Source organism: Streptomyces zaomyceticus (assembly GCF_014656215.1).
Lineage (GTDB): Bacteria > Actinomycetota > Actinomycetes > Streptomycetales > Streptomycetaceae > Streptomyces > Streptomyces zaomyceticus.
This window is the reverse complement of the sequence record NZ_BNBZ01000010.1, coordinates 215,869-240,170: the sequence shown is the minus strand read 5'-3', so window position 1 is coordinate 240,170 and position 24,302 is coordinate 215,869. Positions and strand designations below refer to the sequence as shown.

The window sequence follows — 24,302 nt, the reverse complement described above, 5'->3', positions numbered from 1 at the left end:
CGGGGGCCCACTGCGCTACACGGAGGGGTGGGGAACGGGGATGACGGTCGGCACGGACAGTCCCGCACAGGCACGGAGCGCCGCGCCGCACGCCCCGGAACCGCCGACGGACCCGGACGCGCAGGAACCGCCGGCCGCGGACGGCACCACCGGCTCCGACACCGCCGGGGAACCCGAGGGATTCGCCGGGGTCCACCCCGACGACCTGCCCGACGGTCTCGTCGTCGCCGACGAGACCGGCCGGGTCGTCTGCTTCAACGCGGCCGCCGCCCGGATCACCGCCGTCCCCGGCGACCGCGCCCTCGGCCTCCCCCTCGACCGGGTACTGCCCCTGGAAGACCTCAAGGGACGCCGCTGGTGGGCCCTGACCGACCCCTACGGCGGACTCGCCACCCGACGCGGACAGCCCGAGCGCAACCTGCTGCTGCCCGGCGGCCGTGAGGTCCTCGTCTCCGCCCGGTACGTCCGCGAGCACCCCACGGGACCGGTCCGCCGGGTCGTGGTCAGCCTGCGCGGCACCGAGGCCCGCCGTCGCACCGAGCGCAGCCACGCCGAGCTCATCGCCACCGTCGCCCACGAACTGCGCTCCCCGCTCACCTCCGTCAAGGGCTTCACCGCCACCCTCCTCACCAAGTGGGAGCGGTTCAACGACGAGCAGAAGCGGCTGATGCTGGAGACCGTCGACGCCGACGCGGGCCGTATCAAGCGCCTCATCGCCGAACTCCTCGACATCTCCCGGATCGACTCGGGCCGGCTCGAAGTGCGCCGGCAGCCCGTCGACATCGCCGCCGCCGTCGGCCGGCACGTCCAGGTGCACACCACCGGCGGCCAGTCCCCGGACCGCTTCTTCGTACGGATCAGGCCCGATCTGCCCGCGCTCTGGGCCGACCCCGACAAGATCGACCAGATCCTCGGGAACCTCCTCGAAAATGCGGTGCGCCACGGAGAGGGAACCGTCACCATCGAGGTGGCACCCGTCAGGACGGGCGACGACGGAGAAGAGGGGACGGAGGTCACCGTGAGCGACGAGGGCCCCGGTATCCCCGAGGAGTCGATGGGCCGCGTCTTCACCCGCTTCTGGCGGGGCAGCAAACGCGGCGGCACCGGACTCGGCCTCTACATCGTCAAGGGCGTCGTCGAGGCCCACGGCGGGACCATCACCGTCGGAAGGGGCCCCAGGGGCGGGGCCGAGTTCCGATTTATCCTGCCCGTCGGCACCCCGGCCCATCTCATCTGACGAGACCAGACGAGATCAGAAGCCGCCCGGCCTGCCCACGGGCTCATTCGCGTCCCCCCACCCCGTTAGACTCGTCCTTTGGCACGTTTGCGCCCTTGACGTCGAGCGGGGCCGCCCAGCCAGCCAACGGAAGCACGGGAAGAGATGTCCGCACCCAATAAGTCGTACGACCCGGTTGAGGTCGAGGCACTGAAACCGGAAGAGATCGAGCGCATGCGGGACGAGGCGCTCGCCGCCTTCGCCGCCGCGGGCGACCTCGACGCGCTCGCACACGCGAAGACCGCGCACACCGGTGGCACCTCGCCGCTGGCGCTCGCCAACCGGGAGATCGGTGCCCTGCCCCCGCAGGCCAAGGCAGCCGCCGGAAAGATCGTGGGCCAGGCCCGCGGCATCGTCTCCAAGGCGCTGGCCGCCCGCCAGACCGAGCTCGAGGCCGAGCGTGACGCCCGCGTCCTCGTCGAGGAGGCCGTCGACGTCACCCTGCCGTACGACCGCGTCCCCGCCGGTGCCCGCCACCCGCTGACCACGCTCATGGAGCGCGTCTCCGACGTCTTCGTCTCCATGGGGTACGAGGTCGCCGAGGGTCCCGAGGTCGAGGCGGAGTGGTTCAACTTCGACGCCCTCAACTTCGTCCCGGACCACCCCGCGCGCCAGATGCAGGACACCTTCTTCGTCGAGGGGCCGGAAGGCACCACCGGCGACGAGTCCGGTGTCGTCCTGCGGACGCACACCTCGCCGGTCCAGGCCCGCACGCTCATCGACCGGGAGCCCCCGGTCTACGTCGTGTGCCCCGGTCGCGTCTACCGCACCGACGAGCTCGACGCCACGCACACCCCGGTCTTCCACCAGATCGAGCTGCTCGCCGTCGACGAGGGCCTGACCATGGCCGACCTCAAGGGCACCCTGGACCACATGGTCCAGGCGCTCTTCGGCCCGGACATGAAGACCCGGCTGCGCCCGAACTTCTTCCCGTTCACCGAGCCGTCCGCCGAGATGGACATGCTCTGCTACGTCTGTCGCGGCGAGTCCGTCGGCAACCCGGACCGCCCGTGCCGCACCTGCGGCAGCGAGGGCTGGATCGAGCTCGGCGGCTGCGGCATGGTCAACCCGAAGGTGCTCGTCGCCTGCGGCGTGGACCCCGAGAAGTACAGCGGATTCGCCTTCGGGTTCGGCATCGAGCGGATGCTGATGTTCCGCCACAACGTCGACGACATGCGAAACATGGTCGAGGGTGACGTCCGGTTCACCCGGCCGTTCGGGATGGAGATCTGATGCGGGTCCCGCTTTCTTGGCTGCGGGAGTACGTCGACCTGCCGGCGACGGAGACCGGCCGCGACGTCCAGGCCAAGCTCATTTCGGCAGGCCTCGAGGTCGAGACCGTCGAGCAGCTCGGCGCCGGCCTGACCGGCCCGCTGGTGGTCGGCAAGGTCCTCACCATCGAGGAGCTGACGGAGTTCAAGAAGCCCATCCGCTTCTGCACCGTCGACGTCGGCCAGGCCAACGGCACCGGCGAGCCCCAGGAGATCATCTGCGGCGCCCGGAACTTCGCCGCGGGCGACAAGGTCGTCGTGGCCCTGCCCGGCGCCGTGCTCCCCGGTGACTTCCGGATCGCCGAGCGCAAGACGTACGGCCGTGTCTCCCGGGGCATGATCTGCTCCGGCGACGAGCTCGGCATGGGCGACGATGGCACGCACGGCATCATCGTGCTGCCGCCGGAGCTCGAGATCGGCATCGACGCCACGAAGCTCCTGGAGCTGTACGACGAGGTCCTCGACATCGCCGTCACCCCGGACCGCGGCTACTGCCTCTCGATGCGCGGCGTCGCCCGCGAGACCGCCACCGCGTACGGCCTGCCGCTGCGCGACCCGGCGCTCCTCGACGTGCCCGCGCCCAACTCGTACGGCTACCCGGTCCGGATCACCGACCCGATCGGCTGCGACCGCTTCACCGCGCGCACCGTCGTCGGCCTGGAGCCCGAGGCCCGGTCCCCGATCTGGCTGCGCCGCCGCCTCCAGAAGGCCGGCATGCGTCCGATCTCGCTCGCCGTCGACGTCACCAACTACGTGATGCTCGAGCTCGGCCAGCCGCTGCACGCCTACGACCGCAGCCGTCTCGAAGGCCCCATCGGCGTGCGCCGTGCCGAGGCCGGCGAGAAGATCACCACCCTCGACGGCACCGTGCGCGTCCTGGACGCCGCGGACCTGGTCATCACCGACAACCGCGGTCCGATCGGGATCGCCGGTGTCATGGGCGGTGCCCACACGGAGATCGCCGACCCGGAGACCGACCCGGAGACCGGTGTCGTGACCGGTACCGCCGAGGTCGTCATCGAGGCCGCGCACTTCGACGCGATCTCGATCGCCCGGACCGCGCGCCGCCACAAGCTGTCCTCCGAGGCGTCCAAGCGCTTCGAGCGCGGTGTCGACCCGCAGGCCGCGGCCGCCGCGGCCCAGCGCTGCGTCGACCTGCTCGTGCTGCTCGCGGGCGGTACGGCCGAGGCCGGCGTCACCGAGGTCAGCGCCCCGTCCGCGCCGCGCACGATCACCCTGCCGGCGAACCACCCGGACAAGGTCGCGGGCGTCGACTACGGCCGTGAGACCGTCGTGCGCCGCCTCCAGGAGGTCGGCTGCGACGTCTACGGCCAGGACGAGCTCGTCGTCACCGTGCCGTCGTGGCGCCCCGACCTCAACGAGCCGAACGACCTCGCCGAAGAGGTCATCCGCCTGGAGGGCTACGAGAACCTGCCCTCCACGCTGCCGAAGCCCCCGGCCGGCCGCGGGCTCACCGAGCGCCAGCGCGTCCACCGCCGGGTGGGCCGCGCGCTGGCCGGCGCCGGCTACGTCGAGGCGCTGAACTACCCGTTCATCGGCGAGCAGGCCCTCGACAACCTCGGCCTCGACGCCGACGATGCCCGTCGTCGGCTCGTGAAGCTGGTCAACCCGCTCTCGGACGAGGAGCCCGCGCTCCGTACGACGCTGCTCCCGGGCCTGCTCGGCGCGCTCCGCCGGAACGACAGCCGCGGCAGCCACGACCTGGCGCTCTTCGAGACCGGTCTGGTCTTCCGGCCGGAGGGACAGCCCGGCGTCGCCGTCCGGCTGCCCGTCGACCGCCGCCCCTCCGACGCGGAGATCGCCGAGGTCAACGCCGTGCTGCCCGCGCAGCCGCGCCGCGCCGCCGTCGTCCTCGCCGGTGCGCGCGAGCAGGCCGGCTGGTGGGGCAAGGGCCACCCGTCCGACTGGGCGGACGCGATCGAGGCCGGCCGCACCGTGGCCGCGGAGGCGGGGGTCGAGCTGATCATCAGCGCCGACCAGCACGCCCCGTGGCACCCGGGCCGCTGCGCCGCGTTCCACGTCGAGGTGGACGGCGAGAAGGTCCTCGTCGGTCACGCCGGTGAGCTCCACCCGCGCGTGGTGAAGGCGTTCGGCCTCCCGGCCCGCGCCTGCGCGATGGAGATCGACCTGGACCTGCTGGAGAAGGCGAACGAGGGTCCTGTGAAGGCTCCCCGGATCTCCTCCTTCCCGGTCGCCACCCAGGACGTGGCCCTGGTCGTCGCCGCCGACGTCCCGGCCGCCGACGTCCAGGCCGCCCTCAGCGAGGGCGCGGGTGAACTCCTGGAGTCCGTCCGGCTGTTCGACGTCTACACCGGCGATCAGCTCGGTGAGGGCACCAAGTCCCTGGCGTACGCGCTGAAGTTCCGCGCCGAGGACCGCACCCTCACGGTCGACGAGGCCACCGCGGCCCGCGACGCGGCCGTGGCCCTGGCGTCCGAGCGCACGGGCGCCGTCCTGCGCGGCGCCTGAGCGGCGGGCACAGCGGCACCAGGAGGGCCGCTCCGGGGATTCCCCGGGGCGGCCCTCCGCCGTTTCCGGAACACGAAGAGTCGCGCACAGGAACGGAATTCGGCCACGCGCACGGGTGGCGGAGGTCTGGCGTGGGGAGGCGCGCCGAGGGCGCTCACTCCTTCGGGTGAGATCGTCGAGGGGTGTTCCCCGGTGACCCGCACGGTCGGCAGAATCGACGCGGCCGCAGGGGCGGACCTGTGTGCCGCAGGGCCTTGGGGCGCCGTCGGGGCTCGGGAAGGGCCGTGCATGATCCGTACGAGGTCGTTGGTCTCCGATGGCTCCCGGCTCCGCCGGCTGGCCCCGCTCGCCCTTCCCACCGTGTGGGGCGCGGTGGCCGTGGCCTGGAAGTTCGGCTGTCCGCTGGCCCGGCAGCCGGGGCTGCCGATGAGGATCGCCACCAGCGTCGTCTTCCTCACCGTCGGCACCGGTCTGGTGCTCGGTCTGCGGCGCGGCCTCGCGCGGGAGTTGGCGCGCGTCCGGGCCGTCGCCGTCGCCACCCAGCAGGTGCTGCTGCGCCCGCCGCCCTCCCGTCTCGACGGACTGGCTCTGGCCGCCGGGCAGTTGTCGGCCTCCCGGGGCGCGTCCGTCGGCGGGGACCTGTACGAGGCGGTGGCCACCCCCTATGGGGTGCGGATCGTCATCGGGGACGTCCGGGGGCACGGTCTCGCCGCGCTCGGCGCGGTGGTGGCCGTGCTCGGCAGTTTCCGCGAGGCCGCCCACGACGAGGCCGAGCTGGGCGGGGTGCTGCGGCGCCTCGAGCGGGCCCTCGAACGGCATCTGCGGGAGCGGGCGCGGGACGAGCACCCGGCGCGCGGGGGGTCGGAGCCCGCGCATCCGGCGGCGGAGGAGTTCGTGACCCTGCTGCTGGTCGAGGTCGGGTCCGACGGGCGGCTCTCGGTGCTCAACTGCGGTCACCCGGGCCCGTACCACCTGGGCCCGGCGGTGTCGCGGCTGCAGGTCGGCGACCCGCTTCCCCCGCTCGGCGTCATGCCGCTGCCGGCCGTCCTCGCGCCGTACACGGAGGCCCGTCTGCTGCCCGGCGAGACGCTGGTGCTGCACACCGACGGGGCGGAGGAGGCCCGTGACCACCGTGGCCGGTTCTTCGCGCTGGACACCGCGCTGGCCGGGATGCCGGGCGAGACGCCGGCCGGGCTCGTCCGCCGGGTCCACACGGCGCTGCTGGACCACACGGGGGGCCGGATCACCGACGACGTCGCCCTGCTCGTCGTACGCAACGACCGTGTCCGGGTGCCGGCGCAGCCCGCCGAACCCGGGCTGCGCCGCCCCCGGCCCGCCCCCTCCTCCCACTGTTGAGCGGAGGGGCCGGTACCGGCGTCGCCCGCCCCGCCACGGAGTGTCGGGCAGATCAGCGGGGCGGGCGACGCGGACCGGGCAGCCGCACTGTTTGAGGGGGGAGCCGGCGGCCCGGTCTTCGCCTTGCGGCGAGAAGCACAGTCAATCGGTACGGGGAGGAGTGCGGCAGAGCACGCGGACCGGAAGAACGAGCACTTCGTTCACACCCCGTGCGAAATCACCCTCCGCCCGGTCGGCTGGCCCGTGCGGGGAGTTGACCCGAAGGGGCTCCTCCGCGCTGGTTCGTCCCGAACGAAATCGGCCACCGCTACGCTGAGTTCACCGAGCGACCCGGAGCGGCCATGCAGCCCAATACCTTGCTCGACGCCCTGCTCGACGAAGCGGGCGTCTCGAACGCAGGCCTCGCCGCCCATGTGAACCGGGCCGGCCGGGCCAGGGGTCTCACCCTGCGCTACGAACACACCGCCGTGGCCCGCTGGTTGAAGGGCCAGCGGCCGCGCGGGCAGGTGCCCGACCTGATCTGTGAGGTGCTCGCCGTGCGGCTGCGCCGGCAGGTGACGCTGGACGACATCGGTTTCGGGGTGCCGGGCGGGCCGCTGCCCGCGGTCGGTTCGCCGCTCTCCGGGTTCGTGGAGCGGGCGGCCGCCCTGTGGCGCTCCGACGAGCAGCAGCGCCCGCACATAGTCGCCGCCCCCGCGGTGACCGGGACCCCGGCGGTGATGCCCGTATGGGAGTGGGAGAACCCGCCGGAGGACGTGGACGTCTCGCGCGTCGGGCGGACTTCGGTCTCCGCCGCCGACATCACCGTGCTGAGCGCCGCCCGGTCCCACTACGAGCAGATGTACCGCAAGGCCGGGGGGATCGCGACCCGGGCCCGGATCGTCGGCTTCCTCACCACCGAGACCGCGCCGCTGCTGCGGGGCTCGTACAACGACGCCCTCGGGCGGCGGCTGCACCGGGCCACCGGCGGGCTGGTGGCGGTGGCGGGCATCTGTGCCTACGACGCCGACGCGCACGGTCTCGCCCAGCGCTACTTCCACCAGGCGCTGCGGCTCGCGAAGGCGAGCGGGGACCGGGGGCTCGGCGCCTATGTGATCGCGCTCCTCGTCAACCAGTCGCTGTTCATGGGGGAGTACCGGCAGGCGGTCGCTTTCGCGGAGGCGGCGCTGCGGGCGGCGGGGCGGCAGATCACCCCGGCGCTCGCCGCCGATCTGACGGCGATGCAGGCGAAGGCGTACGCGCATCTGGGCGACGGGGTGGCCGCGCTGGCCTGCATCCGGCGGGCCGAGGCGGCGGCGGAGCGGATCAGCCCCGGGGAGGAGCCGGCCGAGACGGGCTATGTCCAGCCGGGGTTCGTCAACGTGCAGGTCGCCGAGGCCCTACTCGGTCTGGGTGATCTCGCGGCGGCGTACGAGCACGCGTCGATGGCGGTGGGGACGCCCTCGCACGACCGCGGCCGGGTGCACCGGCTGGCGATGCTGTGTCAGATCGAGCTGCGGCAGGGGGAGGCCGACGCGGCGGCGCGCACGGCCGTCGAGATGACCGAGCGGGCGCGGGGAATGGAGTCGCGCAGGCTGCGGGACCGGCTCCGGCAGGTGCGGGAGCATCTGCTCGCGAGCGGTGGAGGCGATGCCCGGGAGGCGGCGGCTCTCATCGACGGGGCGCTACGCGTTCCCCTGTGAGAAACGAACTGCTGCGATATTGCCACCAATCAAGCACCGACCAGTCGGAAGGTGGCAAGAACGTGCAGTGGACGAAACTGAGCGAACGCTCTGTGTATGAGAATCGCTGGTTCCGAGTGAACCTCGCGGACGTCGAACTCCCGGACGGCCGCCACCTCGACCACTATCTGATCCGGCTCCGTCCGGTCGCGGTCGCGACCGCGGTCAACGAGGCCGACGAAGTCCTGATGCTCTGGCGCCATCGCTTCATCACCGACAGCTGGGGCTGGGAGCTGGCCGCCGGTGTCGTCGAGGACGGCGAGGACATCGAGTCCGCCGCCGCGCGCGAGATGGAGGAGGAGACGGGCTGGCGGCCGGGGCCGCTGCGCCATCTCCTCACCGTCGAGCCGTCCAACGGCCTCACCGACGCCCGCCACCACCTCTACTGGGCGGAGCGGGCCACGTACACCGGACCGCCGGAGGACGCCTTCGAGTCCTCACGGCGGGCCTGGGTCCCGCTGAAACAGATCCCCGACATGATCGTCCGGGGTGAGATCCCGGCCGCCAACATGGCCGCCGGGCTGCTGATGCTCCACCACCTGCGCCTCGGCTGACCCCTCCGGGAGCGGGAAGGCCGGACGGCCCGTACCTGTGCGTGTGTACGGGCCGTCCGGTGCCTGGGGCGGAAGCCGGATCAGGGGTACGGGTAGAAGCCCGAGCCCGTCTTCCGGCCCAGCCGGCCCGCGTCCACCATGCGCTGGAGCAGCGGGGGAGCGGCGTACAGCGGCTCCTTGAACTCGGCGTACATCGAGTCGGCGATCGAGGCGATCGTGTCCAGACCGATGAGGTCCGAGAGCTTCAGCGGGCCCATCGGGTGGGCGCAGCCGAACTCCATGCCGTTGTCGATGTCGTCACGGCTCGCGATGCCCGACTCGAACATCCGGATCGCGGAGAGCAGATACGGCACGAGCAGCGCGTTGACCACGAAGCCGGAGCGGTCCTGCGCGCGGATCGCGTGCTTGCCGAGGGCCTTCTCCGCGAAGGCCTGCGCGCGGCTGATCGTGCCCTCGGAGGTGGTGAGGGCCGGGATCAGCTCGACGAGCTTCTGCACCGGGGCCGGGTTGAAGAAGTGGATGCCGATGACCTGGTCGGGGCGGGAGGTCGCCACGGCCAGCTTCACCAGCGGGATCGAGGAGGTGTTCGAGGCCAGGATGGCGTCCGGGCGGGTCATCACCTGGTCGAGGACCTGGAAGATCTCCGTCTTGACCTGCTCGTTCTCCACGACCGCCTCGATGACGAGGTCACGGTCGGCGAACTCGCCCAGGTCGGTGGTGAAGCTGAGGCGGGCGAGCGTCGCGTCCCGCTCCTCCTCGCTGATCTTGCCGCGTTCGGCGGCCTTCGCCAGCGAGTTGTAGAGCCGTGTGCGGCCGATCTCCAGCGCCTCGCCGGTGGTCTCGGCGACCTTCACCTCAAGGCCGCTCCGGGCACACACCTCTGCGATGCCCGCGCCCATCTGGCCGCAGCCGACCACTCCGACGCGCTCAATGTCGGCCATGGAGTCCGTCACCTCGTGCCTTTCGCTCTTCTCTGGCGGCGGGGGTCCCGTGTGATTCCGGTGCGTCCGCCTCGACCCCACGACGTTACCGCTCATTAACCGATGATCGATCGTCCGGGGCGGGCATGCTGTCCGGGTGCGTGTGACGTATCCGACACGGGAGGGGTACAAGTGCGGCCTATCGGCAGAAGAGGATTCGTCACCGGGGCGGCCGGGGCGGTGCTCGCCGTGACGGGACCGGCGGGGGAGGCGGGTCCGGGTCCGGCGTCGCCGTCGGGGGGCGCGGGGGCAGGTGCCGGCGCTCGGGCCGGTGCGAAGGCCCGGCGTGCGTTCCGCGGGATGTGGATCGCCACGGTCGCCAACCGCGACTGGCCCTCCCGCGGCGGCCTGACCGCCGACGAGCAGCGCACCGAGCTCCTCGCCCACCTGGACACCGCCGTCGCGCGCCGGCTCAACGCGGTGGTCCTCCAGGTCCGGCCGACCGCCGACGCGCTCTGGCCCTCCCCCTACGAGCCGTGGGCGCAGTGCCTCACCGGGACGCAGGGCCGCGACCCCGGCTGGGACCCGCTGGGCACGGCCGTCGACGAGGCCCATGCGCGGGGCCTCGAACTGCACGCCTGGTTCAACCCGTACCGAGTGGCGAATCACACGGACCCGAGCCGGCTCGTCGCCGACCATCCGGCCCGGCTCCACCCCGAGTGGGTGCTGCCCTACGGCGGAAGGCTCTACTACAACCCAGGCCTGCCCGAGGTCCGGCGCTTCACCCAGGACGCGATGCTGGACGCCCTGCGGCGCTACGACATCGACGCCGTGCACTGGGACGACTACTTCTACCCGTACCCGGTGGCCGGGCAGGTCTTCGCCGACGACGAGGCGTACGCCCGGTACGGCGGGGACTTCCCCGACAAGGCGTCCTGGCGACGGAACAACACCGATCTGCTGGTCTCGGAGACGGCCGTCCGGATCAAGGAGATCAAGCGGCACGTGCCCTTCGGCATCAGCCCCTTCGGGGTCTGGCGGAACATCGCCACCGACCCGGAGGGCTCCGACACCCGCGCCGGTGTGCAGACCTACGACGACCTGTACGCCGACACCCGGAAGTGGATCCGGGAGGGGTGGATCGACCATGTGGTCCCGCAGCTGTACTGGAACATCGGCCTGCCCGCCGCCGACTACGCCAAGCTGCTGGCCTGGTGGGACGCGGCGGTGCGGGGCACCGGCGTCGGCCTCTACATCGGCGAGGCGCTCTACAAGGCGGGCGATCCTGCCCAGCCCGCCGCCTGGCAGGACCCCGGGGAGCTGTCACGGCATCTGGACCTCGCCGCCGCCCACCCGAACGTCGGCGGCCACTGCTACTTCGCCGCGAGGGAGGTCGCGGCGGACCCGATCGGGGCGATGACCACCGTGGTGGCCGACCACTACCCGACCGGGGTCCGTCCGCCGCGGTAGGGGCTCAGCTCGCGCCCGCCTCGGGGTGATGGCGTACGACGGTGTCGGGGCCCGGCGACATGAGGGCCTCGTGACCGTCGTCGTCGAACTTCACGCGGTACGGGGGAGTGCCGTTCTCCCCCAGGACCTGAAGGACCTCGGCCGTACGGTCGTGATGACCGACGGTCCGGCCGTGCACCAGCAGTTTGTCGCCCACGTTCGCCTGCATCGGGGTGCCTCCTCGCGACCGGGCTTGACCTGTTCGGGGCTACTGCCATTGTGACGTGAGTCACCCCGATCCGTCGCGTCAGCTCTTCGCCCGCTGGGTCACGGCGATGCAGACGAGTACCGCCACGGCCGCGATCGGGGCCGCGAGCGGCAGGGTCTCGCCGAGCAGGAGGACCGACCAGAGGAGAGTGAGCAGCGGCTGGGCGAGCTGGAGCTGGCTGGCCTTGGGGACGCCGATCGCCGCCATGCCCCGGTACCAGACGTAGAGGCCGAAGAAGGTGGAACCGACGGCGACCCAGACCAGGCCGATGACGCCGTGGGCGTTCAGCCGGACCGGCTCCACGGTCAGCGCCACGGCGGAACCGGCGGCCATCATCGGGAGGCAGAGGATCAGGGCCCAGCCGATGACCTGCCAGCCCGGCATGAGCCGCGCGAGCCGCCCGCCCTCGGTGTAGCCGGCCGCGCACACCAGGAGCGCCCCGAAGAGGTACAGGTCGCCCCGGGAGACCGCCCCGCCGCTCTGCTGGAGCGTGAACACGATCACCACGACAGCGCCCGACACGGCCGCGAGCCAGAAGGTGCGGGACGGGCGCCGGCCGGTTCGCACCGCGGCGAAGGCCGCCGTGGTGAGCGGCAGCAGGCCGACGACGACGGCGGCGTGCGAGGTGGTGGAGGTCTGCAGGGCCAGGGTCGTCAGGAGCGGGAAGCCGATGACGACACCGCCGGCCACCACGGCGAGACCGGCCCAGTGGCGCCGCTCGGGCAGCGGCACCCGGCCCACGAGGAGGAACGCGCCGGCGACGAGGGCGGCGAGCGTGGAGCGCACGGCCACCAGCGACCAGGGGCCGAAGCTCTCCAGTCCCCAGACGGTCGACGGGAAGGTGAGCGAGAAGGCGGCCACACCGAGGCCGGCGAGCAGAGTGCCCCGGGGGAGCGGGTCGGTCCGGCTGCCGGTCGTGTCACCCGCTGCGGCCGCGTCGCCCGCTTCGGCCGCGCCAGCCGGGTTCGCGGCGCCGGTCGGGACGGTCGCTCCGGTCGGGAGGGTGGCACTCCGGGGGGTGGCGTCTCCGGGATGGATGCCTGCCGTGGGCGCCCTTCCGGCGCGGACTCCATGGGCGGTTCCGCTGTCTCCGGTAGCGGTGACCGCTATCGTCCTGGTGCCAGTAGCGCTATCCTGTGCTCTCATGAATGAGCGTAGCAGTGTCGCGGAACTGGCGCATTCCCTGCGGGCGGAGCTCGACCGCTACTCTCCTGGTGGAAAGCTGCCGTCGAGTCGCGCACTCGTCGAGCGCTATCGGGTCTCCCCGGTGACCGTCACCCGGGCCCTCGCCCAGCTCGCCGCCGAAGGGCTGGTGGTCACCCGCCCCGGCGCCGGGGCCTTCCGTGCGGAGCCGCGTGCCGCCACCCCCGCCACCGGGGACACCTCCTGGCAGGAGGTCACCCTCAGTGCCGACACCGCCACCGAACTCGTCCCCCGGGCCGTCGACGCCTCGGGCGTCCTCGCCACCCTCTCCGCGCCGCCGCCGGGCGTGATCGAGTTCAACGGCGGCTACCTCCACCCCTCCCTCCAGCCGGAACGGGCCCTCGCCGCCGCCCTGGCCCGCGCCGGACGCCGTCCCGGAGCCTGGGGCAGGCCGCCCACCGACGGGCTCCCGGAGCTGCGCGAGTGGTTCGCCCGCGAGATCGGCGGCAGCGTCACCGCGGCCGATCTCCTCATCACCGCCGGCGGCCAGTCCGCCATCACCACCGCGCTGCGCGCGCTCGCCCCACCCGGTACCCCGGTCCTCGTCGAGTCGCCCACCTACCCGGGCATGCTCGCCGTCGCCCGCGCCGCTGGACTGCGCCCCGTCCCCGTCCCCGTCGACGCCGACGGGGTCCGCCCGGAGCTCCTCGAAGCCGCGTTCCGTGCCACCGGCGCGCGCGTCTTCGTCTGCCAGCCCCTCTTCCAGAACCCGACGGGCTCGGTACTGGCGCCCGAGCGGCGCCGCGAGGTCGTCCGCATCGCCCGCGCCGCGGGAGCCTTCGTCGTCGAGGACGACTTCGCGCGCCGTCTCGTCCACGAGGACGCGCCGCCGCTCCCCGCCCCGCTCGCCGCCGACGACCCCGACGGGGTCGTCGTCCACGTCTGCTCCCTCACCAAGGCCACCTCGCCCAGCCTGCGGGTCGGCGCCCTCGCCGCCCGCGGGCCCGTCCTGGAGCGCCTGCGCGCGATCCAGGTCGTCGACAGCTTCTTCGTTCCCCGCCCGCTCCAGGAGGCCGCGCTCGAACTCGTCGGCTCGCCCGCGTGGCACCGCCATCTGCGGGCCGTAGCCCAGGAGCTCAGGAGCCGCCGTGACATGCTGGCCGGCGCCGTCGCCCGGCAGCTGCCCGCGCTCGCCCTGCCCCAGGTCCCCCACGGCGGCCACCACCTCTGGCTCCGTCTCCCCGACGCCGTCCCCGAGGCCGCCCTCCTCGCCACCGCCCTGCGGACCGGTGTGGCCGCCGCCCCGGGCCGCCCGTACTTCTGCGCCGAACCTCCCGCCGGGCACATCCGGCTGAGTTTCGCGGGTGTCGCGGGCCCCACGGAGATCGTCGAGGGCGTACGCCGCCTGCGGGCGGCGGTCGAGGAACTCACCGCCTGAGCCGCGGGGGCGGGCCGGGCAGGAGCGGGCACCGCCCCCCCGCCAGCCGCCGCGGGACTCCGGCCCCGGCAAATTCGCCTGACAAGCGCCGGCGTCACTGGAAGTCTTCGGACATGAGCGAGAGCACGGCCACCGGCACCCCCGTCATGCACGGGTCGTACGAGATCTCAGCCGACATCGCCCGGATCGACGCCGCACGTGTCCACCACTGGCTGTCCACGGACGCCTACTGGGCCCTCGGTCGACCTCGGGCGAAGCAGGACAGCGCCATCGCGGGGTCCCTCAACTTCGGCGCCTATCACCGGGAGACCGGTGAGATGGCCGCCTACGCGCGCGTCGTCACCGACTACGCCACCTTCGCCTGGCTCTGCGACGTCTATGTCGACCGCACCGCCCGAGCCACCGGCCTCGGCACCGCGCTCGTCGTCGCCGTCCGCGACCACCTCGCGCCCTACGGGCTGCGCCGCATCATGCTCGCCACCGCCGACGCGCACGGTGTGTACGAGAAGGTCGGTTTCACGCCACTGCAGAATCCGGACAAGTGGATGGCTCTCGGGCAGCAGTGAACCGGCGCCCCCGCGGCCGCGGGGAATGACCCCTTGACCTGCGGAGCCTTCGGCCTCACGATCGCGGCCACGGGTCTTCGGGTGACGCTCGTCACGGCGGCACGCAGCTCCTCCCTGCTCGCCGAACGCTTCGACGACGACCGGCCGCTCGACGAGACCGGCTGGTACGAGGTGCAGCAGGCCGCGCCCGCGCTCGTCCCGCTCGGCGCGGCCGAACTGCGCTACTGCTCGCCGACCCCGCGCAGCCGGGCCACCGGCACCGCCCTCGGCTACGCGCCGCTCGCCCAGCCCGCGCTCCGCGACTGCGACATGGGCCGCTGGCGCGGTCTGACCCTCGCCGAGGTCGCCGCCCTCGAACCCGCGGCCGTCGACGCCTGGCTCACCGACGCCCGCACCGCCCCGCACGGCGGCGAACCCCTCCTCGCCTTCATCACCCGGATAGGGAACTGGCTCGACACCCGTCCCGCCGACGACGGCACCATCGTGGCCGTCGCCGAACCCTCCGTCGTACGCGCCGCCCTGGTGTACGCCCTCAAAGCACCGCCGGCCACGTACTGGAACGTCGACGTCCGCCCCCTCTCCACCGTCACCCTCACCGGTCGCCCCGGCCTCTGGCACCTCCAGCTCGACACCGCCCTGCGCTGAACGGCTCCTCCCTCCCGCGGTACTTCCGCGGCACTCCTCCCGGGGCCACACACGCCCCCGGCCGCTTCGCCGAGCCCCGCGCCCGTCCCGCCACGGCGGCCGGCGAGCACGTCGCGGGAGGAGAGGACGCCCGCGACCGGCTAGCCTGAGAGCACGATGAACCGTTTGACCACGTCATGGGGCGCCTTCACGCTGACCCGCCATCCCGAGGACCCGCGCGATCAGCTGCGCGCCTGGGACGCGTCCGACGAGTACCTCCTGAGCCATCTGGCCGAGAGCGGTACCGACCTGTCCGGCACCGTCGCCGTCCTCGGCGACCGCTGGGGAGCCCTCGTCACCGCCCTCCAGGCCGCCGGGCCCGGCGAGCTCGTCCAGATCTCCGACTCGTACCTCGGCCGGCAGGCCACGCGCGCCAACCTCGAGCGCGCCGGTGCCGCCCCCGAGGCCGTCCGGCTGCTCACCACCCAGGACCCGCCGCCCGGGCGGATCGACGTCCTCCTCGTCCGTGTCCCCAAGAGCCTCGCGCTCCTGGAGGACCAGCTGCACCGGCTCGCACCCGCGGTCCACGAGGGCACCGTCGTCATCGGCGCCGGCATGGTCAAGGAGATCCACACCTCCACCCTCCGGCTCTTCGAGCGGATCCTCGGGCCCACCCGCACCTCGCTCGCGGTGAAGAAGGCGCGGCTGATCCACACCACGCCCGACCCGGCGGTCGCGCCGCGGTCGAACCCCTGGCCGCACCGGTACGACCTCCCGGCGGACACCCCCGCGCCCGGCCTCCCCGGACTGAACGTCACCAACCACGCCGGCGTCTTCTGCGCCGACCGCCTCGACGTCGGCACCCGCTTCCTCCTCGCGAACCTGCCCGGCGGCTTCGGCCGCGCCCGCGTCGCCGACCTCGGCTGCGGCAACGGCGTGGTCGGCCTCGCCATCGCGCTCTCCGAGCCCGAGGCGGAGCTCGTCTTCACCGACGAGTCCTACCAGGCCGTCGCCTCGGCCGAGGAGAACTTCCGCACCCATGTGGGCGAGGGGCGCAAGGCCGAGTTCATCGTCGGCGACGGTCTCTCCGACCTGCCCGCCGGCTCGGTGGACCTCGTCCTCAACAACCCGCCGTTCCACACGCACCAGGCCACCACCGACCGCACGGCCCGCCGCATGTTCGCGGACGCGCGGCGCGCGCTGCGACCGGGTGGCGAACTGTGGGTCATCGGCAACCGGCACCTCGGCTACCACGTCACCCTGCGCCGGATCTTCGGCAACAGCGAACTGGTCGCGAGCGACCCGAAGTTCGTGGTCCTGCGAGCGGTGCGCACCGCCTAGGCGCACCGGACGGAGGACGGGTGGGCGGGGCCGGAGGGGACTCTCCGGCCCCGCCCCCTCTTCATATCTCCCAGGTGCGGGAACACAGCACGAGCCGGTACCCGTCCGGATCGGCGACGGTGACGCCGTACTCGTCCCAGTACGGATTGTGCGCGGCGACCCGCGTCCCTCCGGCGGCGAGCAGCCGCTCCACCTGCTCCTCCTCGACGGGCGCCCCGAGGTAGACGACGAACAGGTCCTCCACGGTGGGCACCGGCTCCACCGGACGCTCGGGATCACGGGTCAGCTCGAAATGCCAGCTGCCGTCCCCGGGCCCGACCATGAGCAGGTCGTGCTTGCCGGACACCCGCTCGGTGCTCCGCCACTGCACCTCGAGCCCGAGCCCGTCGACATAGAACCTCTCGGCGGCGGCGAGGTCCCGTGAGGGCCGGGCGATGCGTACTCGGGTCTGCGCATTGATGATCATGTCTCCAGGCTAGGCGGCGCCGCCTCCGACCGTCCTCCGGGATTCCCCTCGCTTCCCACGGACTCGCCCCCGATCCCGGCCCTGATGAAGACCCCGACCCCCGATCCCGACTCCGAGCCGGGCCCGGGCCCGCCCTCCCGGGCCCGACCCCGACGCGAGGGTCGGGGCCCACGGTCCGGCCGACCCGGCCGCCCCACCTCCCGGAGCGCCGCACGGCCCCCCGCGGGCCGCCCGGCCCGGCGGAACCGTCAGGCCAGGCCGACGAGCCCCCGGTACTCCTCGCTCCACAGGTCCTCGTCCGCCTCCGGCAGCAACAGGACCCGCTCGGGGCCCAGTGCGTCGATCGCGCCCTCGTCGTGGGTGACCATCACGATCGCGCCCGGATACGTGCCCACGGCGGCCAGGACCTCGTCGCGGGAGGCGGGGTCCAGGTTGTTCGTGGGCTCGTCCAGAAGCAACACGTTCGCCCCCGAGTGGACCAGGGCGGCCAGCGCGAGCCGGGTCTTCTCGCCTCCCGAGAGCACCCCCGCCCGCTTCTCCGCGTCGTCGCCCCGGAAGAGGAACGTGCCCAGGACCGCCCGTACCTCACCGTCCGTCAGGTGAGGAGCCGCGTCGGCGAGGTTCTCCCGGACCGTGCGACCCGGGTCGAGCGTGTCGTGCTCCTGGGCGAAGTAGCCGAGCCGCAGCCCGTGCCCGCGCACCACCCGCCCGGCGTCGGGGCTCTCCCGGCCGGCGAGAAGCTTCAGCAGGGTGGTCTTGCCCGCCCCGTTGAGACCGAGCACGACCATCCGGCTGCCCCGGTCCACCGCGAGATCGACGCCGTCGAGCACCGGCCGCTTCCCGTACGTCTTGGTGAGCGAGACCGCGCCCAACGGCGTCCGGCCGCAGGGCGCGGGCTCGGGCAGCCGGATGCGGGCGACCCGCTCGGCCCGCCGCACCGGGTCGAGCCCGGCGAGCATCCGGTCGGCCCGCCGCGCCATGCTGCGGGCCGTCGTCGCCGTCGCCACCCGGGACTTCATACGGTCCGCCTGCGCGTGCAGCGCCGCTGCCTTGCGTTCGGCGTTGGCGCGCTCGCGGACCCGCCGCCGCTCGTCGCTCTCCCGCTGGGCGAGGTACGCGTCCCAGCCGGTGTTGTGGACGTCGAGCGCGGCCCGTTCCGGGTCGAGGCGGAACACCCGGTTGACCGTGTCGGCGAGGAGCCGTACGTCATGGCTGATGAGTACGAGACCGCCGCGGTGGGCGGCGAGATGGCCGCGCAGCCAGCCGATCGAGTCGGCGTCCAGGTGGTTGGTCGGCTCGTCGAGCAGCAGGGTGTCCTCCCGGCCGTGACCGGCGAAGAGGATCCTGGCCAGTTCGACCCGGCGCTTCTGGCCGCCGGACAGCAGCCCGACGGGCCGGTCCATGACCTCGGTGGGCAGGCCGAGGCCCGCGGCGACACGGGCGGCCTCGGCCTCGGCCGCGTATCCGCCGCCGGCCTCGAACGCGGCTTCGGCGCGGTCGTACGCGGCGAGCGCCCGCGCGTCGTCCGTCTCCCCGAGCCGGCGGGCGGCCTCGGCGAGCCGCCGGACGGCCCGGTCCAGGCCGCGCGCCGAGAGGATCCGGTCGGTGACGGTCACCGCCGGGTCGGCGGCCCGTGAATCCTGGGCGAGACGACCGACGGAGCCGGTACGGGTGACGGTGCCCGCGGCAGGGGCACGCAGCCCGGCAAGGGTGTCGAGGAGGGTGGTCTTGCCGGCGCCGTTGCGGCCGACGAGGCCGATCCGGTCGCCGGGGGCGATGTGGAAGGAGACGCCGGACAGCAGGAGCCGGGCGCCGACGCGCACGTCGGCACCACGAACGGTGATCATGGGGTAACGCTCCGAAAGGAATCGAGGACACACGGGTGGCGTGGGAGTGGGTCCTCGGCTAGGAGATTCGGGGCGTGGACATGCCGTCGAGGCTAACGAGCGGGCCGGACCCGGCGCACCCTGTTTTCGCCCCGCCCCGGGCGCCCCGTCCGCACCCGCCCCTCCCGCCCCACTCCGGCGCGCCCGTCCCCCACTCCCCGGCCCCATCCCTCACCAGTCGGGAAAGGCCAGGTCCAGGGCGCGTACCCGCTCTTCCCCGGTCGTGAGGGAGAGGGTGACGATCCGGTCCCGGCGGAGGGTGAACGCCACCGCGGAGACCGGTCGGCCGTCCACGAAGGCGACCGCTCCGACAGCTCCGTCGACCAGCGCGGGTCGGGACACGTCCGCCAGCCGGGCGAAGGCCGCCGCGCCCTCGGCGACGGCCGGGGCGCCGTGCACCGGACCCTGCTCGGACCAGGCCACGACGTCCGGGTCGAGGACGGCCGCGAGCCCGGGGGCGTCACGCGCGCGTGCCGCCGCCAGGAAGCGCTCCACGACCGCCCGCTGTCGTCCCACGTCACCCTCGGTACGGTCCGCCCCGGCGCCCCGTACCCGCCCCCGGGCCCGCCCCGCGAGCCGTGCCACCTTCCCGGGGGAGCCGCCGGTGATCCGCGCCGTCTCGTACGACGGCAGCCCGAACACGTCGTGGAGTACGAAGGCGAGCCGTTCCTCGGCCCCGAGCGATTCGAGCACGAAGAACAGCGCGAGCCACACGGCCTCGATCGCGGCCCCGTCCGCCGGATCCTCGACCCGGCCGACCTCCCCGACATCGACCCGGCCGACCTCCCCGGCGCCCGTCCGGCCGGCCGTCCCCCCGGCCGCCCCGCCTTCCGCTCCCGCCCCGCGGGTCGCCGGGCCCGGCCCGCCCGCGCCGCCCGAACGCCGCTCCTGAAGCCCCCGCACGCACTCCTGCCCCACGAGCGCCGTGAGCCAGACCCGTACCGACGCCCCGTCGTGCCGCCCCAGCCCCGCCCGTACCGTCGCGAGTACGTCCTCCGCCGCGCCCCGCGACCCCATCATCCGCAGGGCCACGCGCCGCAGCCGCTCCTCGTCGGCGTCGAAGCGCCCGGTCAGGGCGTTCGGGAAGGTGTCGTCGTACATGGCGCCTCACTCCTCGTCGGGTCCGTCACCGACTTGACGCGGGGATCCGCCCGGATGTGACAGAACCGGCCCCGTCCGCCCGTACGCGCCGGGGGCGACCCGTACACGCGCCCCGGGACAACCCGGGTACGAGGGCCCCGGGACAACCCCATCCACGCGCCCCGGAGGAGCGACCCGTGGAACGACGGAAAGGCCGGCTCGACGCGGGGGACCTCGAGCCGGCCTTTCCCGGGGGTGTCGAGCGGGTCGCTCGACGGAGGTGGGTCAGTCGGTGCCGAACTCCATGGCGGCGCGGTCCAGCATCTCGTCGTCGCCGGAGACCTCACCACGGGAGGCGATGGCCTCGGCGCCGCCCTCGGGCAGCTCCGTCATGGTGCCGATCAGCCCCGTCGCGGCCGCCTGGGCGGCACCGATGGCGGGGTCGGAGGTGCCGATGAGGCCGAGGCCCGCGTACTGCTCCAGCTTGGCGCGGGAGTCGGCGATGTCGAGGTTGCGCATCGTGAGCTGGCCGATCCGGTCCACCGGGCCGAAGGCGGAGTCCTCGGTGCGCTCCATGGACAGCTTGTCCGGGTGGTAGCTGAACGCCGGGCCCGTCGTGTCGAGGATCGAGTAGTCCTCGCCGCGCCGCAGCCGCAGGGTGACCTCGCCGGTGACGGCCGTGCCGACCCAGCGCTGGAGCGACTCCCGCACCATCAGCGCCTGCGGGTCCAGCCAGCGGCCCTCGTACATCAGCCGGCCGAGGCGCCGTCCCTCGTTGTGGTACTGGGCGAGGGTGTCCTCGTTGTGGATCGCGTTGACCAGCCGCTCGTACGCGGCGTGCAGCAGGGCCATGCCGGGCGCCTCGTAGATGCCGCGGCTCTTGGCCTCGATGATCCTGTTCTCGATCTGGTCGGACATGCCCATGCCGTGGCGGCCGCCGATGGCGTTGGCCTCCATGACGAGGTCGACGGCGGAGGCGAACTCCTTGCCGTTGATGGACACCGGCCGGCCCTGCGCGAAGCCGATCGTGACGTCCTCGGTGTCGATCTCGACCGACGGGTCCCAGAACCGCACGCCCATGATCGGCTCGACGGTCTCCACGCCGGTGTCGAGGTGCTCCAGCGTCTTGGCCTCGTGGGTGGCACCCCAGATGTTGGCGTCGGTGGAGTACGCCTTCTCGGTGCTGTCGCGGTACGGCAGGTCGTGGGCGACCAGCCATTCCGACATCTCCTTGCGGCCGCCGAGCTCCGTCACGAAGTCCGCGTCGAGCCAGGGCTTGTAGATCCGCAGGTGCGGGTTGGCGAGGAGGCCGTAGCGGTAGAACCGCTCGATGTCGTTGCCCTTGAAGGTCGAGCCGTCGCCCCAGATCTGGACGTTGTCCTCGAGCATGGCCCGGACGAGCAGGGTGCCGGTGACGGCGCGGCCGAGCGGCGTGGTGTTGAAGTAGGCGCGGCCGCCGGAGCGGATGTGGAACGCCCCGCAGGTGAGCGCGGCAAGACCCTCCTCGACCAGCGCCGCACGGCAGTCGACCAGGCGCGCGATCTCGGCACCGTAGGTCTTGGCGCGGCCGGGCACCGAGGCGATGTCGGGCTCGTCGTACTGGCCGATGTCGGCGGTGTAGGTGCACGGGATGGCGCCCTTGTCGCGCATCCATGCGACGGCGACGGAGGTGTCGAGGCCGCCGGAGAAGGCGATGCCGACGCGCTCGCCGGCGGGCAGGGAGGTGAGGACCTTGGACATAGGAAGAGTATGCATCATTGCGCATGGTCATGCAAAGGCTGGGTTTCCCGAGGCGGCTCTCGGCTGCTCAGAGGCCGGGTACGCCCGCCCGGTCGAGCAGCGCCCTCATCTCCGAGACCGGCAGCGCCCGATTGCAGGCGGCCGCCGAGCCCACGTTCGGATCCTCCAGCAGTTCCACCAGCCGGGCCACCGGAAGCCGCCGATCGAGGGCTGCCGCCTCCCGCACCCTCCCCGCCGGGTCCCGGCTCAGCCGCTCGACGAGCGCGGGGGTGGCGCCCGGGTCGCGCAGGGCCAGTGCCCGGGCCTCCGGCTCCGGCGCGTCCGCGAACCGCGCCGCGAGCCCCTCCGCCGGGAATCGCGGCCGGGTCGTCAGCATGGCGACGGCCCGGTGGGAGCCGTTCAGGTACAGGTCGAGCAGCAGCTCCGGCGGAGCCAGCGGGTGGTACTCGGCGAGCAGCAGGCGTACGGCGAAGTCCGCGTCTCCCGCCAGAAGCTCCACGCAGTCCCGGGGCAGCGCCGGGCACACCGCGGCGCTGCGGCGCAGCCAGGTGTGCGCGGACGTCGCGCACCGGCGCAGGACGTCCGCGTCCTCACGCGCGTCCCACACCCACCGCAGGGTGTCGAGCCGGTCTTCGGGGTCGACGGCCCAGTCGATCGCGGCCCGCTCCTCCTCCGACAGCTCGGGGCGTGCCGACACCGCGAGCCGCACGGCGGGGTCCTCGTGAGCGGCGAGCCCCGCCGCCAGATCGGTGGGGAGGCTGGGGTTCCGTGCGAGCTGTGCGAGCCGCGCTCCTTCCGTGAGCAGGCGCTCGGCCAGGGCGCGCCCGAGCCGGCCGCGCTCCAGCACCTCTCCGAGCCGCCAGTCCTCGGCGAGAGTCCCGACGAGCTCGGCCGTCCGCTCCTCGTCCTCGTGCATGACCTGGAGGGACGCGGCCGTGCGCACGGCCGGGTCGGCGTCCGCGAGGAGCGCGGCACGCACGTCGTCGGCGAGCCGGCTCCAGACCCGACGGCAGGCGGCCAGCCGGAACAGCGGGTCCTCGTGACCGGCGAGCGGCACCAGTACGTGCACCGGCACACTGGCCGATTCCACCGTCTCGTGCCGGACCATGCCGCGCTCATGGTTCAGCAGCCGCTCGTACGCCCGATCGGGCAGGGGTGGCGCCTGGGTGCGGTAGGGGGTCGGGCCGACGGCGACGAGGACGGCGTCCGAGGCCGGGCCGTCGAGGAGACGGGCGCGCAGTTCGGGATCGGCCGCCGCGCTCTCCGCGAGGAGGGCCCGCACCCGGCGGCGGGGGTGGTGGAGCATGGCTTCGGCCACGCTGTCGGGCAGCGACGTGCGCCAGGACAGCCGGCGCGCGATCCAGTCGTCGCCGTCGTCCAGCGCGAGGAGCCGCAGCAGTACGTCGGCCGGAGCCGCCGGGTTGCTCGCGAGTCCGTCCACCGCGTGATGTGCCGCCCCCATGGAATCCCCTGTTCATCGCTCCCGTACGTCCCGCAGGAGCGTACGTCCGCACGGCGTGGTCCGGTACGGCCCGCCGCGGAACGACGGCCCGCCCGACGCTCCTGGGGCGGGCCGTCGTTCCGCGGACGCGGGCCGGTGTCCCCGGTGCGTAGATCGCGATGTCGTTGCATAAAAGTGCGACGGCACGTATAGTCATGCCATCCATGAGGAGGGTTTCGATGACGGTACGAGTAGCAGTGGCGGGTGCGAGCGGATACGCGGGTGGAGAACTCCTGCGTCTTCTCCTCGCCCACCCCCACGTGGAGATCGGCGCCCTGACCGGCCACTCCAACGCCGGCCAGCGGCTCGGGGCCCTTCAGCCCCACCTGCTGCCGCTCGCCGACCGCGTCCTCGTTCCCACCACCGCCGACGAGCTCTCGGGGCACGACGTCGTGTTCCTCGCGCTGCCGCACGGGCAGTCGGCCGCCGTCGCCGAGCAGCTCGGCCCGGACGTCCTCGTCGTCGACATGGGCGCGGACTTCCGGCTCGTGGAGCCCGCGGACTGGGAGACGTACTACGGCTCCCCGCACGCCGGGACCTGGCCTTACGGGCTCCCCGAACTGCCGGGCGCCCGCGCCGCGCTGGAGGGGTCCAAGCGTGTCGCGGTGCCCGGTTGCTACCCGACCGCCGTCTCGCTCGCGCTCTTCCCCGCGTACGCCGCCGGACTTGCCGAGCCCGAGGCCGTGATCGTCGCCGCCTCCGGCACCTCCGGCGCCGGGAAGGCGGCCAAGCCGCACCTCCTCGGCAGCGAGGTCATGGGCAGCATGTCCCCGTACGGCGTCGGCGGCGGCCACCGGCACACCCCCGAGATGATCCAGAACCTCAGCGGACCGGCGGGGGAGCGGGTCACCGTCTCCTTCACGCCGACCCTGGCGCCGATGCCCCGCGGCATCCTCGCCACCTGCACCGCGACCGCGAAGCCGGGCGTCACCGCCGAGGCCGTGCGGGCCGCGTACGAGAAGGCCTTCGCGGACGAGCCCTTCGTCCATCTGCTGCCCGAGGGGCAGTGGCCGGCGACGGCGTCCGTCTACGGCTCCAACGCCGTTCAGGTACAGGTCGCGTACGACGCGGCGGCGAACCGCGTCATCGCGATCAGCGCCATCGACAATCTCACCAAGGGCACCGCCGGCGGCGCGGTGCAGAGCATGAACATCGCCCTCGGCCTCCCCGAGAGCACCGGACTTTCCACGATCGGAGTGGCGCCGTGAGCGA

At 73.3% G+C, this 24,302-nt stretch carries 20 protein-coding genes; 12 read left to right on the top strand and 8 right to left on the bottom strand.

The genetic code is table 11. The features are described 5' to 3' along the window. The first annotated feature begins 40 nt into the window (after window positions 1-40). The 6 genes from IE311_RS16390 to IE311_RS16365 all read left to right on the top strand — a co-directional run bounded on the left by IE311_RS16390 (window position 41) and on the right by IE311_RS16365 (window position 8,668). The gene (locus IE311_RS16390) at window positions 41-1,237 is read left to right on the top strand and encodes a sensor histidine kinase (protein ID WP_189832413.1); all 1,197 of its coding nucleotides are present in this window, start codon (window positions 41-43) and stop codon (window positions 1,235-1,237) included. Between the two features lie 144 nt (window positions 1,238-1,381). Continuing rightward, on the top strand, window positions 1,382-2,509 hold the full coding sequence (gene pheS, locus IE311_RS16385; RefSeq protein ID WP_189832412.1) for a phenylalanine--tRNA ligase subunit alpha: 1,128 nt from the start codon (window positions 1,382-1,384) through the stop codon (window positions 2,507-2,509). Next, entirely contained in the window at window positions 2,509-5,037 is a 2,529-nt protein-coding gene (gene pheT, locus IE311_RS16380) for a phenylalanine--tRNA ligase subunit beta (protein ID WP_189832411.1), read from the top strand. Before pheS ends, pheT begins: the two co-directional genes overlap by 1 nt. 288 nt (window positions 5,038-5,325) lie before the next feature. Next, window positions 5,326-6,393: a PP2C family protein-serine/threonine phosphatase gene (locus tag IE311_RS16375; protein WP_189832410.1), complete on the top strand. Its 1,068-nt coding sequence runs from the start codon at window positions 5,326-5,328 to the stop codon at window positions 6,391-6,393. A gap of 341 nt (window positions 6,394-6,734) precedes the next feature. Beyond that, entirely contained in the window at window positions 6,735-8,075 is a 1,341-nt protein-coding gene (locus IE311_RS16370; RefSeq protein WP_189832409.1) for a transcriptional regulator, read from the top strand. Window positions 8,076-8,137: 62 nt separating this feature from the next. After that, complete coding sequence (locus IE311_RS16365; RefSeq protein ID WP_189832408.1) at window positions 8,138-8,668, top strand: NUDIX hydrolase; 531 nt, start codon at window positions 8,138-8,140, stop codon at window positions 8,666-8,668. An 80-nt stretch (window positions 8,669-8,748) separates the two neighbouring features. Here IE311_RS16365 and IE311_RS16360 read toward each other — a convergent pair whose 3' ends face one another. After that, window positions 8,749-9,609 (bottom strand): 3-hydroxybutyryl-CoA dehydrogenase, encoded by an 861-nt coding sequence (locus IE311_RS16360; protein WP_189832407.1) that lies wholly within the window; start codon window positions 9,607-9,609, stop codon window positions 8,749-8,751. Between the two features lie 171 nt (window positions 9,610-9,780). Between IE311_RS16360 and IE311_RS16355 the strand changes: the two genes are divergently transcribed. Beyond that, window positions 9,781-11,058: a glycoside hydrolase family 10 protein gene (locus IE311_RS16355; RefSeq protein WP_229901949.1), complete on the top strand. Its 1,278-nt coding sequence runs from the start codon at window positions 9,781-9,783 to the stop codon at window positions 11,056-11,058. A 4-nt stretch (window positions 11,059-11,062) separates the two neighbouring features. On the opposite strand, the gene IE311_RS16350 is transcribed toward IE311_RS16355, so the two are convergent. Together IE311_RS16350 and IE311_RS16345 are read right to left on the bottom strand one after the other, a co-directional pair. Continuing rightward, window positions 11,063-11,266 (bottom strand): DUF1918 domain-containing protein, encoded by a 204-nt coding sequence (locus IE311_RS16350; protein ID WP_189832405.1) that lies wholly within the window; start codon window positions 11,264-11,266, stop codon window positions 11,063-11,065. Between the two features lie 78 nt (window positions 11,267-11,344). After that, window positions 11,345-12,451, bottom strand: a complete 1,107-nt coding sequence (locus tag IE311_RS16345) for a DMT family transporter (RefSeq protein WP_229901948.1) — start codon at window positions 12,449-12,451, stop codon at window positions 11,345-11,347. Between IE311_RS16345 and IE311_RS16340 the strand changes: the two genes are divergently transcribed. The 4 genes from IE311_RS16340 to IE311_RS16325 all read left to right on the top strand — a co-directional run bounded on the left by IE311_RS16340 (window position 12,450) and on the right by IE311_RS16325 (window position 16,417). Continuing rightward, entirely contained in the window at window positions 12,450-13,886 is a 1,437-nt protein-coding gene (locus tag IE311_RS16340) for an aminotransferase-like domain-containing protein (protein WP_189832404.1), read from the top strand. The genes IE311_RS16345 and IE311_RS16340 overlap by 2 nt on opposite strands. A gap of 113 nt (window positions 13,887-13,999) precedes the next feature. After that, window positions 14,000-14,452 (top strand): GNAT family N-acetyltransferase, encoded by a 453-nt coding sequence (locus IE311_RS16335; RefSeq protein WP_189832403.1) that lies wholly within the window; start codon window positions 14,000-14,002, stop codon window positions 14,450-14,452. A gap of 33 nt (window positions 14,453-14,485) precedes the next feature. After that, window positions 14,486-15,097 (top strand): histidine phosphatase family protein, encoded by a 612-nt coding sequence (locus IE311_RS16330; protein ID WP_189832402.1) that lies wholly within the window; start codon window positions 14,486-14,488, stop codon window positions 15,095-15,097. A gap of 156 nt (window positions 15,098-15,253) precedes the next feature. Beyond that, complete coding sequence (locus IE311_RS16325; RefSeq protein ID WP_189832401.1) at window positions 15,254-16,417, top strand: methyltransferase; 1,164 nt, start codon at window positions 15,254-15,256, stop codon at window positions 16,415-16,417. A gap of 61 nt (window positions 16,418-16,478) precedes the next feature. Here the strand turns inward: IE311_RS16325 and IE311_RS16320 are convergent, their stop codons facing one another. The 5 genes from IE311_RS16320 to IE311_RS16300 form a co-directional block, all read right to left on the bottom strand. Beyond that, window positions 16,479-16,883, bottom strand: coding sequence for a VOC family protein (locus tag IE311_RS16320; protein ID WP_189832400.1), 405 nt, complete (start codon window positions 16,881-16,883; stop codon window positions 16,479-16,481). A 248-nt stretch (window positions 16,884-17,131) separates the two neighbouring features. Further along, window positions 17,132-18,730, bottom strand: a complete 1,599-nt coding sequence (locus IE311_RS16315; protein ID WP_189832399.1) for an ABC-F family ATP-binding cassette domain-containing protein — start codon at window positions 18,728-18,730, stop codon at window positions 17,132-17,134. A 210-nt stretch (window positions 18,731-18,940) separates the two neighbouring features. Continuing rightward, on the bottom strand, window positions 18,941-19,870 hold the full coding sequence (locus IE311_RS16310; protein WP_189832398.1) for a sigma factor-like helix-turn-helix DNA-binding protein: 930 nt from the start codon (window positions 19,868-19,870) through the stop codon (window positions 18,941-18,943). Window positions 19,871-20,134: 264 nt separating this feature from the next. Next, window positions 20,135-21,589, bottom strand: a complete 1,455-nt coding sequence (gene argG / locus IE311_RS16305; protein ID WP_189832397.1) for an argininosuccinate synthase — start codon at window positions 21,587-21,589, stop codon at window positions 20,135-20,137. 67 nt (window positions 21,590-21,656) lie between these two features. Continuing rightward, window positions 21,657-23,051: a Rossmann-fold NAD(P)-binding domain-containing protein gene (locus IE311_RS16300; protein WP_189832396.1), complete on the bottom strand. Its 1,395-nt coding sequence runs from the start codon at window positions 23,049-23,051 to the stop codon at window positions 21,657-21,659. 218 nt (window positions 23,052-23,269) lie between these two features. Between IE311_RS16300 and argC the strand changes: the two genes are divergently transcribed. Further along, window positions 23,270-24,298, top strand: coding sequence for an N-acetyl-gamma-glutamyl-phosphate reductase (gene argC / locus IE311_RS16295; protein ID WP_189832395.1), 1,029 nt, complete (start codon window positions 23,270-23,272; stop codon window positions 24,296-24,298). Window positions 24,299-24,302 lie beyond the last annotated feature (4 nt).